Here is a 16191-nt window from a genome sequence, read left to right as displayed (position 1 = left end):
TTCTTGGTTTATTCTTGACCGTTAATTTTTAATAAAGAAAATAGTTTTTCATCGTTTAAGAAATAATCCGCAGTATAATCAGGCTTACCATTTGCAGAAAAAATTCGAAGGTGTAACCTTACCTTTTTATGGAATTTCTTTAGTGGTTTAGGCAGTACTAATGACTTATTATTATTTTGCAAGGTAAATTAGCCAAATATAAAGTACCAAAAGAGATAGAATTGTTAAGTGAATTGCCTAAGAATAGCACAGGCAAAATTTTACGAAGAGCATTACGTACGACCATAGAAAGCAAGGTAAATACTAACTAGAAATTCTAATTTAACATTCACAAAAATTAATTATAAAGGTAAAAAAAGTCATGTCACTTATCATAAGTGACATGACTTTTTTTCATGATTGATTAGCAATTCCGCCATTTTTAAGGCTTTATTAGTTTGTTTAAATTTAATGTAATAGTTAAACAATTCTTTTTTTGAACGCTGGATCAAATAGACAAAGCCAAATTGTGTAAACATTGGTAAAGCTTGATCACATAAGTATTGATGGTATTCTTTTTCTTTCTCTTCAATTAAAAAACTAAGTAGATTAAATAAGATAATAAAAAGTCTTTCATTTTTCTTTATAGCAGTTTCAAGTCCCTCTTTAACAAGATGTATTAGTTCCTCTCGAGTAAGTATGCTCCCATTTAATGAACTTCTAATATATCCGTCTAAAGATAGTAAATAAGGACTTGAATCATTATCTTTGAGACTCATTGACTCTTTATAGTACTTACACGCAAGCTCAAATTTATTCCGTCTGAAGTATTCAAAAGCTAAGTTGTGTAATACCCTTGCTTTTCGAACAGGTGAATGACAAAGTTCGCAGCTTTTGATCAGGTTTTGGAACCTTTGAATCGTCTCTTTAAATTCGCCATCATCTTTAACTTGGATCAGCATAAGCATTTCTGCATCAATCACTCTAAGATAGTTATTAATTTCTTTAAAAAATTGACGCGACTTATCTGCGTAATAATAAGCCATGACAGGTGATTCAATGGAATGGTATGCAGCTGCTAGATGGTAGGTATATTCTTTGTTATTGTAGTCTGATTCATCGATAGATTTTAGTGTATGGACTGCATGAAGATTTTCATGTTTTGCTAAATAGTAAATGCCTAATACGTGTTTTAATAAGTTGGCTTCGTAGGATGATAATTTATGTTCATTCTTTTGGATTCCATGGATGATATTAAAAGCATCATCGGGTAAATTATGCATCAGTAAGTACCTGACTCGAAGTAATTGATAAAGATTTATATACTCTGAGATTTGAATTAAATCTTCTTTTTCAAGTTCATCATTGATAAGATCCATTTCATCAAATAATTGCATGATAATAACATCCTGCCATTGATATAAGCGATCTTTAAGATTACGGAGTTTTGTTATTTCATATTTCATATTTATACCTAGACGTTCTGATAAAAGGGTGACAATTTCAGGGGCATATTCAGTGTGTAAACGCTCAATTTTACTAATATGAGTACCAGAACAAATACCTTTTCCTAATTGCTCTTGAGTTATTTTATTTTTTTCACGATAAAATTTTATGATTTTCCCCTCATACATAACGTATTTCTCCTTTGAAAAATATTCATATTTACGTATTTGTACCAAAATTCCCCCAAGTATAAAATGGATAATTTCATTAAAATTACCTATTTAATTGGTGCGATTTCTCTGATAACGCGTATTTCTACAAATATTAACAATGTATTTTAAATGGTTTTACTATTCTTCAATTAAAAACAGGTCCATTGATGAGACAATTCCCCCAATTTACCTTACATATAAGCTCAAGTACAATATGAATTAATAGAGTTTTCTAATTATTCTACTCTAATTTTACACTATCTTTCTATCGGGAGGAATGCGATGAAACAAGGAATATTGAACCAATTAGTTTCCATAAAATGTTATACTATAAGGAGAGTTGATGGATGAAATTTCGGAAGAAGAAAAAAATACTAAATGTTATGTTAACGGGTGTATTAGCATCTAGCATTCTCACATCTTTTTTAATGCCTCAACAAAAATCTTATGCGATTTCAAATTCTGCTGAATCGATCTTAAAAGGATTATCAGAAGAACAAAGACAGTCTATTAAACGTTTAACCCCACAAGAAGGCTTCATTATTGATCCGAAATTATTGTCACTTAAAGATAAAACCGCAAATATCATTGTTGAGTTCAAAACAGCTCCGAACGATATTACGCAGCAATCAAACTCAAAAGGCACATCAAAAAATAAAGCAGAAAAGATTAACGGAGAACAGGAATATTTCAAGCAGCGCTTAGAGGAGCTTTTCAATAAAAAGAAGGAATTGAACCCGAAGTTAAAAGAAAATTCACTTCACTATAAAATTAAACAAACTTACCAGAATGTATTTAACGGAATGGCTATGACGATTCCTGCAAATGAAATTAATACCTTGCTTGAGACTGGTGTAGTTAAAAGGATTTGGAAAGACAATGTCGTTAAATTACCGATAAATGAATCGACTGCTGCTCAAGAACAAGCAACTGCAAAAGTAATTCCGCCAGCGCTTCCTCATATTGGAGTTGATCGTTTACATAATGAGGGCTTAAAAGGACAAGGAATAAAAGTTGGGGTGCTTGATACAGGGATTGACTATAATCACCCTGATTTAAAAGATGTTTATAAAGGCGGATATGATTTTGTCGATAATGACTCTGATCCAATGGAAACAACTAGAGCGCAATGGCTTGCATCTGATCAACCTGAATCGATTAATGGTAGTTCATACTATACAGAACACGGAACTCATGTTGCTGGCACCATCGCATCCAACCCTAAAAACGATGTTGAATATGCCATGACAGGTGTAGCTCCGAATGTTGACTTGTATGCATATCGAGTATTAGGAGAATATGGATCAGGTTATGATTCATCGGTTATCGCAGGTATTGAAAGAGCTGTAGAAGATGGAATGGATGTGATAAATCTATCATTGGGTAATAGTAATAATCATTCCTTAGACGCAACATCTGTAGCAATCAACAACGCAGCATTAAAAGGGGTCATACCAGTTATAGCCGGAGGAAATGCAGGGCCAAGTCCTGGTACGTTAGGTTCACCAGGTGCTTCTCCACTGGCAATCACTGTTGGTGCAAGTGATGTTCCGACTGATATTCCAACCGTTAAAGCAAGTTTAGCAGATATTTCAGTTCAAAATACTTTAATGGGGCATGGTCTTGGTAAAGATTATCTAAAGTTAATTGATAAAGAGTATGATGTTGTTGAAGTAGGAATTGGCACAGAAGAGGATTATACTGACAAAGAAATTAATGGGAAAGTGGCATTAATCTCTCGCGGCACAATATCATTTGATGAAAAAATTCGACGTGCTCACGATAAAGGTGCTGCAGCTGTATTGATATTCAATAATGTTGATGGCGAAATTCCAATTTACCTAGGTGAAAATCATGGTTATGTCCCAACATTTAAAATGTTACATGACGATGGAGTAAAACTTACAGAAAAATTAAAAGCAGATCCTGCAGCTAAACTTAAATTAACAGACTTACAGTCAAATATGACTGCAGGTGATGTGTTAGCTGATTTTAGCTCACGCGGTCCTGTCAGTAATAACTTTGATATTAAGCCTGATGTAGTAGCACCTGGAGTTTCTACATTCTCTACTGTTCCAGAATATATTAATAGTCCAGAAGATGGTGTCGATTACTCAAGCGGTTATGCGAGTTTAAGCGGAACATCCATGGCAACTCCACATGTTGCGGGGGTTGCAGCCTTATTATTACAATCACATCCAGATTATACAGTTGCAGATGTAAAGGCAGCATTAATGAATACTGCAGATCCTTTAAAAGGCCGTACGTACAATGTGAATGAAGTTGGAGCAGGACGTGTAGATGCATATGAGGCAGTCCACAATACAACGCTTTTTGAAGTGCAAAATAAGACGACTTCCTTAGATGAAAATGGATTAAAAATAGAAATCGATGACATTTCGGGATCTATACCTTTTGGCAGTATTGCACAATCAAGTGAGACGCAAAATAGAGCAACCTCGATTTCTATTAAGAATTTAAGCAGTGAACTAGAAACATATCATACAAGGGTAGAATTTTTAACAATCGATGGCGTCTCAAAGGAAGCTGGCAAGAATGGTGTGACGCTTCAATTACCATCGACGATTGAAGTGAATGGAAATGAGAATAAAAATATTAATGCAGAAATATCAATTCCAGCTAATGCAGAATTTGGTGTATATCAGGGATATATTTATATTGAAAATGAGTCGAAAACTGCAGAATATCAAATTCCTTTCCATGTTCGTTATGCTAAACCTGGATTCGAAAAGCTAAAATTTTATAAACATGCAATAACGAATGACCTTAGTAACTTTCATCCATACATCCAGCCGTTTACACCAGTCGATTTCAAGTTAAATAGTCATATGAAAACGATTGATGTAGTGGTTAGCGATCTAGATGGAAAACCAATTGGGTATTATGGCACGTTTAATTTAGAAAATGCGTCAGTTGATACGGATTACTTTATATTCTTCGGATTTTCAGGTGAGGTAAAACATTTTACAGGTGATCCGAATAAACCATTAGCACTTGAATATGAACCACTTAAAGAAGGTAAATACATTGTTTCTTATATCGGTACAGGAGTAGATGGTAAAACATATAAAATCGATAATGACATGGTGATCGATAATACAGCTCCAACACTGGAATTTGATAAGAAAACAGGAATCAAAGAACTTACAAGTTCAGATTTAACAACTGAAAGTTACGACGGACAAGATTATACAGCATATTGGGTGCATGGAAAATTGTATGATGATACGATTGACTATTTAAAAAGCAGAGGACATGACATCACTCAAGAAGAAAATACCGCCTACGCATATCAAGATTCTTTTTGGCCAACAGCTGAATTTTTCCCAAATGCAAATGGTGAATTTAAATTTGGTGTCCTGCCAGAAGAATATGCAAACGATCCAACAAATGTTGCTATCTATACTTATGATTACGCAACAGCAGGAAATCCGGTTTTTCCAGACTTTACTTTTATTAACAAAGGGGATAAATATTCTACAATAAAACCAAATGCAAAAAGTGTAAGTCTTGGATCAGAGTTTGTAAATACATTTACAGTTCAAAACGCGAAAGATTTAACAAGTGCTTCTGTCACAATCGATGTCCCTGATTTCTATAAAGTTGCAGGCGTTAAGCCATCAAAACAGCTGGAGGATCTTGCAAAGAAAAATAATTGGACTGTTCGCGTTGCAAAGCCGCAATTTACAGAAAACACTTGGTCTAACATTTCAACATTTGCTTTAGATATTTCAGACAAAAAGACAAAATTGCCAGTTTCAATTAATAATGATATTGATTTACTGGATATCACATTAAAAGTAGTCGATGACCATAATTATATGGTAGAAAGTGCATTCTATTATCAAGAATCTTCATATCAAACAAGCTCTGGCAGTAAGTATTCTTTACCAACATTTGCTGAAAAGTTTAAATTCATCTCTCAGCACTCATGGGCAGAAGGTTACTATCATGGTGAAGCAGTTAATCTAGACAACTATGATTTAGATTATTCGAAAATTGGAACAAAAGCTTATCTAGTAGATAAAAAAGGCAAACAGTACCGTGCAGATATTTCAGATAAAGGGTATATGACGTTTAAAGATATTCCTGCAACAAAAGATGATTATACGTTAATAGTAGATATTCCTGGTCATTTCCTATACAGTAAAAAACAAACTTTAAGCAGGACAATTGATGGAAAAGTCCAAGGTAATTTCTTTACTATCTATACGGATACGGCTGCTGCAGGAGACGTCAACGGAGATCATGTAATCGATATTTATGACGCAAAACTTGTTGCAAATAACGCTGGTAATACAGGGGATAAATTGAAAGAAGATCTAAACAAAGATGGAGTCGTTGACATTATTGACTTTAACTTTGTCGAAAAGAACTTCATGTCGATCAACCCATATTTCCCAACGTCCAATAAACCAGTTGAAAAAACTAAGGATTTAACATTAGAAGAATTGAAAAAGAGATTTAATTAAGAAACAGAATGATTTTCGTTTTAATGACCTGTATCCCATAAAAAAAGAGAAATGCTGCTGATAAATGGCCTCGGTATTGAACGAGGGCACTGAAAAAGTCCAATAATTTATAAATTAGGCAGTTGAAAGATCGATCGATCTTTCAACTGCTTTTTACTTTATAATGTTTGCAGGTGATTTCCAAAATGATTTCAAACCAAGAATCTCTGAATCTTATTCCATTTATGGAAATTTACAATAGAATTAGATGAAAAAATTATGCCAGAAGCAGGATTAAATATATCCTTAAAGAATCAGAATGAAAGTAGTCTATAAATAATGAAATAAAATCTTTCAGTAACGATGAAAAGCAGGAAGGAGAAAAAAAGTGAAAAACAAAATCCAAAAAATCACAACTAACTTGTGGTTTGATTTAAAAGCTGAAGAGGCAGCAGTCTTTTACACTTCAGTCTTTAAAAATTCGAAGATAGAAAAAATCACTCGATATGGAAAAGAAAGACATCATATCAGCGGGATCTCAGAGGGAACAGTGATGACTGTGAAATTTCAGCTGGAAGGACAAGAATTCGTAGCTTTGAACGGCGGTCCACAATACAAATTCACAGAAGCAATCTCATTCATTGTCAATTGCGAATCACAAGAAGAAATCGATTATTATTGGGAAAAGCTCACAGAGGGCGGAGATGAAAAAGCCCAGGTTTGTGGCTGGCTTAAAGATAAGTACGGTGTATCGTGGCAGATCGTTCCAACCTGTCTTACCGAAATGATAAGCAGTTCTGATTCTGAAAAATCAGAAAGAGTTCTAAAAGCAATGTTCCAAATGAAGAAAATGGATATTAAAACCTTAAAGCAGGCTTATGAAGGATAAAATTACGATAGATAAGCTGAGCAAAACCTTATAAAACGGAATTTGAATTTCTGCAATCAGATAAGAAAGTGTGACGTTAATTAGAGTATCACCGCTTCTCTGATGAGGCTTTCGCTATCTGCCAAAACCGTTATCAAGAATTTCAATGTTTCGTATGGCGGCTTTTCCTGCCTCTTTGGTATTATGTACTAATTGAATAAGATCCGGATGGGCTTTTTTCGCTCCTATTACTAATAAAGGTACACCAATAAAGTCTATTTTTAATCTTCGCGAAAAAAGTCCTCCAAGGGTCATCGCTAATGGAACTGTGGGTGAAGTGTTTGAAAAGATGATCTTTTCTTCCAGTTTTCCTTTTTCATTAAGTATTTCCAGCATACTTTGAATGGAGGGTACAATAAGCTTAGAAGAACCCCGCCCTAAGGAAAACACTTTATTTCCATCTGAGTCAATGCCATGAAAGAAAATCTTTCCCATATCTTTTGAAGTTAGTTTATTGAACATATCAACAGAAAGTATTTCATTTTTAGATGGTATTGTATTGCTTGCTAACTTCTCTAAATGGTAGGCTGCTGCAAGTGCAGAGGAATGTGTGCCGCCATAGCAATTATAAATATAAATCATAAAATCATTCCTTTCTTTTATCCCTTTTACATATCTTCTGCTTAAAAAGATAAAAAATGTAAATGCCGCAGAAAAAACTGCAGCGTGATGAAGCGGCTTTATTGGAGGCTGTTCCCTCTGCTTTTCTCCAACTAGCTGACAGACCTGGAGGCAATTTGGAGATCAACAAAAATAAAAAGGATTCTCACCGTATCCGGAAAGAATCCCTAAAAAAGCTTTAAATATTACGAACGATGCTGCTCATATTTATCAAACTTCGTCAAAGCCTGCAGCGCTATATATTCCTCCCCAGATAAAGGACGTGCATTTGCAGCACGGCAATTAGCCTGAACCTGTTCAATTTTGCTGGCACCCGGAATAATAGATCCGACTGCAGCCTGCTTCAGTGAGTATTGCACGGCAGTTTCTGTCAGAGTCAGATCCGTTTCTGCATCGATGGATGGAAGCAGCTGGCGGAGTTTGTCCTCACTGTAGGAAAGGTATCCTTTTTCAGATAGCTTGGATTCCCATTTATCTGTCAGCAGTCCTTTTGCTAAAGGACCTCTTCCAATCACGCTGACGCTGTGATCTTTAAGAAGAGAAAACCATTCCTCAGGCCTTCTGTCGAGCAGACTGTACTGCATCATGACTGAAACAATCGATGATTTTTCCAGGTACTGTTTAATGACATTTGGGCGGATCGATGATATTCCGTAATAGCGGATAACGCCTTCTTTTTTCAGATCTTCAAACGCTTCAATCGTTTCGTCAATGTTATCTTCAATCGTGCCGCCATGCAGCTGATACAAATCGATGTAATCTGTCTGCAATCGTTTAAGGCTGTGTTTCACAGCTTCTTTTATATAGGCTTTAGATGGGTCCCATGTCCAGCTGTCTTTGTTCTCGTTCCAGCGGTTGCCGGCCTTCGTTGCAAGGATCAGATCCTGTCTTCGTTTTTTTAGTGCATCTCCGACGAACTCTTCATTCAGTCCAAAATCATACAAATCTGCTGTATCAAAGTAGTTAATTCCTTCGTAAAGGGCTGCATCGATAACGGACTCTGCCTGTTCTTTATCTGCCCCAAGAGACATGCAGCCAAGTCCAAGTTCGCTGACAAATAAGTCTGATGTGCCTAACTGTCTTTTTTTCATCGTATCACTCCTGACTGTACGTCTTGCTTTGACATTAGTACAAGAGAGATGAAAATGCAATTGTGACGCTTACTTATCTTTTGTCCACTGCTCAACCGTTGCATATTTCCTGCTGTATTCCTTCAGTTTTTCACGTACTTCCCAAGCTTTGCCGACCAGCACGACGCCTTTTTCAAGAAGGTAGATCTTCATATGCGCTCGCCTCGTTTCTTCGTTAATTGATAAAGAGGTATAAAGTTTTTCTCATCTATGTCCAGTTCCATCGCCCAACTCCTCGGCCAGAACAAATCGTCAAAAAAGTCAAACCCGGACTTTACTGCCGGATTCTTATCTGTCAGGCCCCAAGCTAAACGGGCGATTCCGCTTTTCTTAATATGATAGAATGTATGTGAAAAGCAGAATTTGTAGAACGCGGAGGAATGAGTATGAATCATTTAAAAGAAACAACAAAATCATCTGAAAAATTATTTTCCGGTCGCATTATTGATTTGTACTTAGAAGAAGTAGAGCTTCCGAACGGAAAAACAAGCACAAGAGAAATTATCAAGCATCCGGGAGCGGTTGCTGTGATCGCCATTACTAAAGAAAACAAAATTGTCATGGTTCAGCAATACCGGAAAGCGATGGAGCGAGTCCTCGTTGAGATCCCTGCCGGCAAGCTTGAAAAAGGGGAACAGCCTGATGTCACGGCTAAACGGGAACTGGAAGAAGAAACAGGGTATACAACGGAGTCGCTTCAGCACTTACTTTCGTTTTATACATCACCAGGGTTTGCAGATGAGCTTGTGCATTTATATTTTACGGAAGAATTGGAGATTTTAACCGAAAAGGCAGAACTTGATGAGGATGAATTTGTAGATGTTCTGGAGGTGACACTTGAGGAAGCGCAGGAAATGATTGATAATCAGCGGATTTTCGATGCGAAAACAGCTTACGCTGTTCAGTATCTGCAGCTGAAACTGGCTCTTCAAAAATAAAATGAATACCTATTTTGCAGATTTACATATTCATATCGGACGGACACGTTCAGGCAAACCAGTTAAAATAACTGCTTCAAATAAGCTTACGCTTGAAAATATTTTGATTGAAGCAAGCGAGCATAAAGGAATGGACATAATCGGAATCATTGACTGCCACGTACCGGAGATTTTGGATACCCTGGATCAGGGTTTAAAAGAAGGAATATGGTCAGAACATGCCCAGGGCGGTATTCAATTTAAACAGACCACAATGATTCTCGGCTCCGAAATTGAAGTTTATGATAACTCGTGCAAAGGTCCATTGCATGTGCTTGTCTTTATGCCGGCTATTCATCAGATGAAGCAGTTTTCTGAATGGCTGTCGCTTAGGGTTAAAAATATTACATTAAGTACTCAAAGAATGTATGAAGATGCGAGAGTTCTTCAGAAAAAAGTAAACGAGCTTGGAGGCCTGTTTATTCCCGCTCATATCTTCACACCACACAAAAGCCTTTACGGCAGCGGGGTATCCTCTAGGCTTGATCAAGTATTAGATCCGGACTTGATTGATGCGGTTGAGCTTGGTTTAAGCTCTGACACGGGTATGGCCTCTCAGGTTTCTGAACTGAATCCGTATCCTTTTTTAACAAACTCTGACGCACACTCACTTGCTAAAATTGGGAGGGAGTATCAGAAGCTTCAATTAGAGGAACCTTCTTTCGAAGAGCTGAAAAAGGCTCTGAAACAAATAGGAAACCGGACAATTCTTTCAAATCATGGATTAAATCCGCTATTAGGCAAGTATTATGGCACAACCTGCGAGAAATGCGGCATCCAAAAAGAGGCAGTGAACACGTTATGCCAAAGCTGCGGCAGCAAGAGAACGACTAAAGGGGTCAGCACCCGCTTGAAGGAGCTGGCAGACAACAACACTGAGAAACCAGAACGTCCTCCATATGTGCACCAGGTGCCTTTGCAGTTTATTCCCGGAATCGGCCCCAAGACTCTTGGGAAATTAAAAATGGCCTTTGGTACCGAGATGGTTATCTTAAATGAGATCTCAAGACCGGACCTATTAAAGGTTCTGCCTCCTAAAACAGCAGATTATATAATAGCTGCCAGGGAAGGAAAGCTTAGTGCTGTCCCTGGAGGCGGCGGAGTTTACGGGAAAATTGCCCCTAACTAATAAAGGCACTTCAATGTGAAGTGCCTTCAGCAAATATAAGTTTGAAAGGTATTAGAACATGATAAAAACGTATTTGATTTCACTTGCGGTCTCACAAAGTAATTTTTTTCTGCTGCTGCCGCTATGGCTGAGCTTAACTGCTTATTTACACCCGATTGTCATTGCTGTTGTATGGTTCTGTGTCACGGCGCTAGCGGCATTACTTCTTTTTTTATGGAAGAAGCAGGTGATGGTTGTCCCGCAAAAACTGTTTCATGCTTGTCTTATCCTATATACGGTTGGTCTGCTGATCTTGCTGTTTATTAGACCGGATTCTGGAGGGAACAGCTATAATCTCGTGCCGTTTTACACGATCAGCTATTATTTTTCAGGACAGGTTTCACCGATTATTGCCGTCTATAATCTTGCTGCTAACATCGGTTTATTTATCCCATATGGCATTTTCCTTAAGAGCAGAGCAGCTTCAATGAGAAAAACATTTGCCTATTCTGTGTTTGTATCGCAGCAGTGGAAATCGCACAATTTGCAGCAAACAGGGGCAGCCTTGATATGGATGATCTCATTTTAAATGTTTTTGGTATATTTGCAGGATATGCTTTCTTTCCAATTTTCAGCAAAGCTGTTTATGTGAAAGAAAATTAAAAAATCTTTGAAAAGACGCATGTATTACGCAATGACATGCCGTCTGCTGAAACATCATCCTGCCTTAGAACTCCTTCTAATATAAATCCCAATTTCTCTGGTATGCGGCGGCTTCTTATATTCTCAGGATCACATCTGATTTCCACACGTTTAGCGCCGAATTCTTTTACTGCAAACAGCGTCAGAGCTTCAACTGCTTCCGTCATATAGCCTTTTCCAGCATATTTCGTTGAAATCCAATACCCAATCTCTACCTTAGGTACATCCCAGTCCATCCGGTGAAAACCGGTGCTTCCAATAAAGTGGCCTTTCTTACGATTAAAAATGAGCAGCCTCAGATCCTCGCGCAAAATGAACTTCGCGCACGATTGTCTGATATTTGCTTCCGTCTCTTCGAGTGTCGGAGGCTTTTGAGCAAAAGGCATCCACGGTTTAAGCTCATTCATAGATTCATTGATGGCGGCATTGACTTCTTTTCCATCGCCTGGACGGGGAGCCCGGATGCAGAGTCTTTCTGTCGTAATTTCAGTCGGAAAATCAATTAATAAAGGATTTTTCAAGACAAAACCGCCTTTCTGATTTTTTAGTATTATATAACACTTGGAAAAAAATGCAATGATAGAATGGCATAGTTTCTTCCTTTTTTCATACAATCTAGTAAGAGAACGCTAGGAGGAAGGTATATGCGCAAACATCCATTAAAAGCAATGATTTTTCAGCATATAAAAGAACGCTCATCGCTTTATGTATTTGTATTTGTATTGTTTTTGATGGGGGTTATTTTCGGTGCGGTCATTGTCAACAGCATGAATTTTACTCAAAAAGAAGATTTGTATTTTTATTTAAGCAGGTTTTTCGGACAAGTATCTGAAGGGAAAGTGGCAAGCTCGGTTGAAATGCTTCAGCAGAGTTTCTTTCATAACCTGAAATATCTTGGTCTGATGTGGGTGCTTGGCATCTCAATTATCGGGTTGCCGGTTATTCTGATTATGTTATTCTTAAAAGGAATGGTCGTAGGATTTACGGTAGGTTTTTTAGTGAATCAAATGGGATGGCAAGGCTTTTTGCTTTCATTTGTATCGGTTTTGCCTCAAAATATAATCTTAATACCGGCATTTATTATCATGGGTACGGTTGCCATCTCTTTCTCATTGAAAATTGTCAAGCAGCTGCTGATGAAGAAAACAAATTTGACAGAATCGCCTTTCGCACTTTTTACGAAATACGCGGCTGTTTTTATGTTTATTTCGGCACTGACGATTATCGCCTCAACTCTTGAGGCTTATGCGTCGCCGATTCTCATGAAAAACATAATTGAACTTGTTTCAAAATAGAATAGTTTTTACTTAATAATGATTTCATTTATTAGATTGTAATTATTTTCGTTGGACACATCCCTTTCTTTTGATATAATGAATGAGGAACGTGGCGAGGGAGGAATGTGTGTTATGGAAAGCAGAATTGAGCGTATAAAGAAGCAGTTGCATTCATCCAGCTATAAGCTGACTCCTCAGCGTGAAGCTACCGTCAGGGTTTTGCTTGAACGCGAAGAAGATCACTTGAGTGCTGAAGATGTTTACCTCCTCGTTAAGGAAAAGGCGCCAGAGATTGGTTTAGCAACTGTTTATCGGACGTTGGAGCTACTTACAGAACTTAAAATTGTCGATAAAATAAATTTTGGAGATGGCGTATCACGCTATGACTTAAGAAAAGAAGGCGCAGCACATTTTCACCATCATCTTGTGTGCATCGAATGCGGTTCAGTCGCTGAAATTGAAGATGACCTCTTAGAAGATGTTGAGCAGATTGTAGAACGCGACTTCAATTTTAAAATTAAAGATCATCGTCTGACGTTTCATGGCATTTGCTACCGCTGTCAGGAAAAAGAACAGAAAGAAGATGAACAATAAACCTTTCCAGTTAAACAGGAGAGGTTTTTTTTGTTTTTACTAGTATAAAGTTTGTCCTTTTTGGCATATGTTTTAGGTAAGATGAAAGACCGGCCAAAGGAGGACTGCCGCAATGAGAGCAGCGAGAACACTATTTGACATGTTAAAAGTATTTATTCTGTTTACTGGATTTACGATTCTTTTCTATTATGCTATCATTTGGATTAACTTAGAGTATGAAGAAATTCACCGATATGATCAGCCTGAGGGTGCGGCCCTGAAAGTCACGAAAATGGTGGCTGACGAAGAAGAGCACTGGCTGAATCGACTGTTTTTCTTCTATTTAAACGGGGAGTAGAGGAAATTGAAAGATCAAATTCAGGATTTCATGCATTACCTGGTTGTGGAAAGAGGACTTTCCCATAACACAATCATATCGTATGAACGCGATTTAAAGAGCTATCATCAATTTCTTACTGCACAGCAGCAAATCACTTCATTTCAAGATGTGACCAGACTATCAATTATTCATTTTTTAAAATCATTGAAGGAAGCGGGAAAATCAAGCAAGACGATTGCACGCCATACCGCATCCATCCGCAATTTTCACCAATTTCTTCTAAGAGAAAAAGCAGTCGATCATGATCCTACTGTACATATAGAATCTCCTCAAGTTGAACGGACACTGCCGAAAGTATTATCACTCACTGAAGTTGAAAAACTGCTTGAAACTCCTAAATTGATCTCGCCATTCGGCTATCGGGATAAAGCCATGCTTGAGCTTCTTTATGCAACAGGCATCCGGGTGAGTGAAATGATTAATCTTGATTTGAGCGATGTTCATTTAACAATGGGATTTATCCGCTGTTTCGGAAAAGGGAACAAGGAGCGCATCGTTCCAATTGGCAGAACAGCAGCAGAGGCATTAGAATCCTATATCGAAAAGGGCAGACCGAAATTAGCTTCAAAGAAAAAACAAACGGAAGCTTTGTTTTTAAATCATCATGGAAACCGCATGACCAGACAGGGTTATTGGAAGAATCTCAAAAAAATTGCTCTTGAGGCAGGAATCAGTAAAGAGCTTACCCCTCATACGCTTCGTCATTCTTTTGCAACCCATCTGCTTGAAAATGGGGCAGACCTAAGGGCAGTTCAGGAAATGCTTGGGCATGCCGATATCTCTACAACGCAAATCTATACTCATGTCTCAAAAACTAGATTAAAAGATGTATATAAACAATATCATCCGAGAGCTTAAAGTCATACGCAGGAAATGCGGTGGCTTTTTTTATTAGGTTTGAAGAAGTACCGCAGGAGCTTCAAAACGAGTCATGTAGCACCATGACCTGAACGAATATTGTGTAATCCAGCTAAATGTTTTAAAAAATCCTGTAAAAGGAAAACAGAACTATAGAAGAATATCAAGTTATCTATTGTCAGAAGGCATGAAAACGGTTTATACTTTAGATGTCAGACTTCTGACCATTAAAAAGCGGCTAATCATTCCTGAACAATTGGGAATGTTATACAAAGAGTGATCTCTGAACGATTAAAGGAGGATTTACATGTCTGATTATACATATAAAAGAATATTTCTGATTGTCATGGATTCAGTGGGAATCGGCGAAGCGCCAGATGCAGCGGATTTTGGAGACACTGGTTCAAACACGCTTGGCCACATTGCAGAACATATGAACGGCCTGCAAATGCCTCACATGGCAAAGCTTGGCTTAAGCAATATAGAAGAAATACAGGGCATACCTGTCCAGGAAAAACCAAAAGCTTTCTATACGAAAATGAAAGAAGCTTCTAACGGCAAAGATACGATGACAGGCCATTGGGAAATCATGGGCCTTTATATTGAAACACCATTTAAAGTATTCCCGGATGGCTTCCCGGATGAATTAATCCAGGCACTGGAAGAAAAAACGGGCAGAAAAATCATCGGGAACAAACCTGCTTCAGGAACTGAAATTTTAGATGAACTGGGTGAAGAGCACATGAAAACAGGAGCTCTCATTGTTTATACGTCTGCTGATTCCGTTTTGCAAATTGCAGCTCATGAAGAGATAGTTCCAATTGAAGAGCAGTTGAAGATCTGTGAAATGGCCCGTGAAATGACGCTTGATGAGAAGTATATGGTGGGACGTGTGATTGCACGTCCGTTTGTAGGCAACCCGGGTAACTTCCAAAGAACCCCAAACCGTCATGATTATGCCCTAAAGCCGTTTGAGAGAACGGTAATGAATGAGCTGAAGGACGGAGGTCTGGATGTTATTGCGATTGGTAAAATTTCTGATATTTATGACGGAGAAGGAATTACAGATGCAATTCGCACGAAATCGAACATGGATGGCATGGACAAGATTGCTGAAACAGCAGACCGCGACTTCACTGGTCTAAGCTTTGTAAACCTTGTAGACTTTGACGCCCTGTTCGGCCACAGACGCGATCCGGAAGGCTACGGCCTTGCTCTTCAAGAATATGATGCACGTCTTCCTGAACTGCTCTCTAAATTAAAAGAGGATGATCTATTAATTATTACAGCTGACCACGGCAATGACCCTGTTCATCACGGAACAGACCACACGCGTGAATACGTTCCATTGCTTGCATACAGTCCGAGATTCGAAAGCGGTTCTGAGCTTCCGGTCCGTGAAACGTTTGCAGATATTGGGGCTGCAATTGCTGACAACTTTAAAGTAAACATGCCAAAGCACGGAAAAAGTTTCTTGCAGGAATTGAAGAATTAAGGGGGAGCGCTAA

16 protein-coding genes are annotated in these 16191 nt (G+C 37.9%); 11 read left to right on the top strand and 5 right to left on the bottom strand.

What is annotated here, in order from left to right; translation table 11 throughout:
• Nucleotides 1-371 precede the first annotated feature (371 nt).
• A complete protein-coding gene (locus tag K8L98_RS16995; protein WP_223436480.1) occupies nucleotides 372-1613 on the bottom strand; it encodes a helix-turn-helix domain-containing protein in 1242 nt (413 codons plus the stop codon).
• A 371-nt stretch (nucleotides 1614-1984) separates the two neighbouring features.
• Here K8L98_RS16995 and K8L98_RS16985 point away from each other — a divergent pair, with 371 nt between their 5' ends.
• Together K8L98_RS16985 and K8L98_RS16980 are read left to right on the top strand one after the other, a co-directional pair.
• A complete protein-coding gene (locus tag K8L98_RS16985; RefSeq protein ID WP_275976714.1) occupies nucleotides 1985-6130 on the top strand; it encodes a S8 family serine peptidase in 4146 nt (1381 codons plus the stop codon).
• A 367-nt stretch (nucleotides 6131-6497) separates the two neighbouring features.
• Entirely contained in the window at nucleotides 6498-6998 is a 501-nt protein-coding gene (locus K8L98_RS16980; protein ID WP_223436478.1) for a VOC family protein, read from the top strand.
• A gap of 114 nt (nucleotides 6999-7112) precedes the next feature.
• Here the strand turns inward: K8L98_RS16980 and K8L98_RS16975 are convergent, their stop codons facing one another.
• The 3 genes from K8L98_RS16975 to mciZ form a co-directional block, all read right to left on the bottom strand.
• Nucleotides 7113-7619 (bottom strand): DUF3189 family protein, encoded by a 507-nt coding sequence (locus K8L98_RS16975; RefSeq protein WP_223436476.1) that lies wholly within the window; start codon nucleotides 7617-7619, stop codon nucleotides 7113-7115.
• 224 nt (nucleotides 7620-7843) lie between these two features.
• Nucleotides 7844-8749, bottom strand: coding sequence for an aldo/keto reductase (locus K8L98_RS16970; RefSeq protein WP_223436474.1), 906 nt, complete (start codon nucleotides 8747-8749; stop codon nucleotides 7844-7846).
• A gap of 69 nt (nucleotides 8750-8818) precedes the next feature.
• Nucleotides 8819-8941 (bottom strand): Z-ring formation inhibitor MciZ, encoded by a 123-nt coding sequence (gene mciZ, locus K8L98_RS16965; RefSeq protein ID WP_223436472.1) that lies wholly within the window; start codon nucleotides 8939-8941, stop codon nucleotides 8819-8821.
• Nucleotides 8942-9174: 233 nt separating this feature from the next.
• Between mciZ and K8L98_RS16960 the strand changes: the two genes are divergently transcribed.
• Genes K8L98_RS16960 through K8L98_RS26910 form a run of 4 tightly spaced genes read left to right on the top strand, consistent with a single transcriptional unit; the run spans nucleotide 9175 to nucleotide 11536 of the window.
• Nucleotides 9175-9726, top strand: a complete 552-nt coding sequence (locus K8L98_RS16960; protein ID WP_223436470.1) for an NUDIX hydrolase — start codon at nucleotides 9175-9177, stop codon at nucleotides 9724-9726.
• A gap of 1 nt (nucleotide 9727) precedes the next feature.
• The gene (locus tag K8L98_RS16955) at nucleotides 9728-10894 is read left to right on the top strand and encodes an endonuclease Q family protein (RefSeq protein WP_223436468.1); all 1167 of its coding nucleotides are present in this window, start codon (nucleotides 9728-9730) and stop codon (nucleotides 10892-10894) included.
• Nucleotides 10895-10952: 58 nt separating this feature from the next.
• The gene (locus K8L98_RS16950) at nucleotides 10953-11462 is read left to right on the top strand and encodes a VanZ family protein (protein ID WP_223436466.1); all 510 of its coding nucleotides are present in this window, start codon (nucleotides 10953-10955) and stop codon (nucleotides 11460-11462) included.
• The gene (locus K8L98_RS26910) at nucleotides 11402-11536 is read left to right on the top strand and encodes a VanZ family protein (RefSeq protein WP_223436465.1); all 135 of its coding nucleotides are present in this window, start codon (nucleotides 11402-11404) and stop codon (nucleotides 11534-11536) included. The genes K8L98_RS16950 and K8L98_RS26910 overlap by 61 nt, the downstream gene beginning before the upstream one ends.
• Here K8L98_RS26910 and K8L98_RS16945 read toward each other — a convergent pair.
• Nucleotides 11533-12096 (bottom strand): GNAT family N-acetyltransferase, encoded by a 564-nt coding sequence (locus tag K8L98_RS16945; protein WP_223436463.1) that lies wholly within the window; start codon nucleotides 12094-12096, stop codon nucleotides 11533-11535. The two genes, K8L98_RS26910 and K8L98_RS16945, sit on opposite strands and share 4 nt — an antisense overlap.
• A gap of 123 nt (nucleotides 12097-12219) precedes the next feature.
• Here K8L98_RS16945 and spoIIM point away from each other — a divergent pair, with 123 nt between their 5' ends.
• The 5 genes from spoIIM to deoB all read left to right on the top strand — a co-directional run bounded on the left by spoIIM (nucleotide 12220) and on the right by deoB (nucleotide 16178).
• Nucleotides 12220-12870, top strand: coding sequence for a stage II sporulation protein M (gene spoIIM / locus K8L98_RS16940; RefSeq protein WP_223436461.1), 651 nt, complete (start codon nucleotides 12220-12222; stop codon nucleotides 12868-12870).
• A 114-nt stretch (nucleotides 12871-12984) separates the two neighbouring features.
• Nucleotides 12985-13446, top strand: a complete 462-nt coding sequence (gene fur / locus K8L98_RS16935; protein WP_223436459.1) for a ferric iron uptake transcriptional regulator — start codon at nucleotides 12985-12987, stop codon at nucleotides 13444-13446.
• A 112-nt stretch (nucleotides 13447-13558) separates the two neighbouring features.
• Nucleotides 13559-13783: a YqzK family protein gene (locus tag K8L98_RS16930; protein ID WP_223436457.1), complete on the top strand. Its 225-nt coding sequence runs from the start codon at nucleotides 13559-13561 to the stop codon at nucleotides 13781-13783.
• Between the two features lie 6 nt (nucleotides 13784-13789).
• Nucleotides 13790-14683, top strand: coding sequence for a site-specific tyrosine recombinase XerD (xerD, locus tag K8L98_RS16925; protein WP_223436455.1), 894 nt, complete (start codon nucleotides 13790-13792; stop codon nucleotides 14681-14683).
• Between the two features lie 307 nt (nucleotides 14684-14990).
• A complete protein-coding gene (gene deoB / locus K8L98_RS16920; protein ID WP_223436453.1) occupies nucleotides 14991-16178 on the top strand; it encodes a phosphopentomutase in 1188 nt (395 codons plus the stop codon).
• Nucleotides 16179-16191 lie beyond the last annotated feature (13 nt).

Origin of the sequence: Metabacillus dongyingensis, assembly GCF_019933155.2 — a bacterium.
GTDB lineage: Bacteria > Bacillota > Bacilli > Bacillales > Bacillaceae > Bacillus_P > Bacillus_P dongyingensis.
This window is presented reverse-complemented; position numbering and strand designations above follow the sequence as displayed.

Excerpts from the sequence above, each read along its gene's own strand:
- K8L98_RS16995 (WP_223436480.1), bottom strand. The coding sequence starts at position 1,613 with ATGTATGAGGGGAAAATCATAAAATTTTATCGTGAAAAAAATAAAATA.
- K8L98_RS16985 (WP_275976714.1), top strand. The coding sequence starts at position 1,985 with ATGAAATTTCGGAAGAAGAAAAAAATACTAAATGTTATGTTAACGGGT.
- K8L98_RS16975 (WP_223436476.1), bottom strand. The coding sequence starts at position 7,619 with ATGATTTATATTTATAATTGCTATGGCGGCACACATTCCTCTGCACTT.
- K8L98_RS16970 (WP_223436474.1), bottom strand. The coding sequence starts at position 8,749 with ATGAAAAAAAGACAGTTAGGCACATCAGACTTATTTGTCAGCGAACTT.
- mciZ (WP_223436472.1), bottom strand. The coding sequence starts at position 8,941 with ATGAAGATCTACCTTCTTGAAAAAGGCGTCGTGCTGGTCGGCAAAGCT.
- K8L98_RS16960 (WP_223436470.1), top strand. The coding sequence starts at position 9,175 with ATGAATCATTTAAAAGAAACAACAAAATCATCTGAAAAATTATTTTCC.
- K8L98_RS16955 (WP_223436468.1), top strand. The coding sequence starts at position 9,728 with ATGAATACCTATTTTGCAGATTTACATATTCATATCGGACGGACACGT.
- K8L98_RS16950 (WP_223436466.1), top strand. The coding sequence starts at position 10,953 with ATGATAAAAACGTATTTGATTTCACTTGCGGTCTCACAAAGTAATTTT.
- spoIIM (WP_223436461.1), top strand. The coding sequence starts at position 12,220 with ATGCGCAAACATCCATTAAAAGCAATGATTTTTCAGCATATAAAAGAA.
- fur (WP_223436459.1), top strand. The coding sequence starts at position 12,985 with ATGGAAAGCAGAATTGAGCGTATAAAGAAGCAGTTGCATTCATCCAGC.
- K8L98_RS16930 (WP_223436457.1), top strand. The coding sequence starts at position 13,559 with ATGAGAGCAGCGAGAACACTATTTGACATGTTAAAAGTATTTATTCTG.
- deoB (WP_223436453.1), top strand. The coding sequence starts at position 14,991 with ATGTCTGATTATACATATAAAAGAATATTTCTGATTGTCATGGATTCA.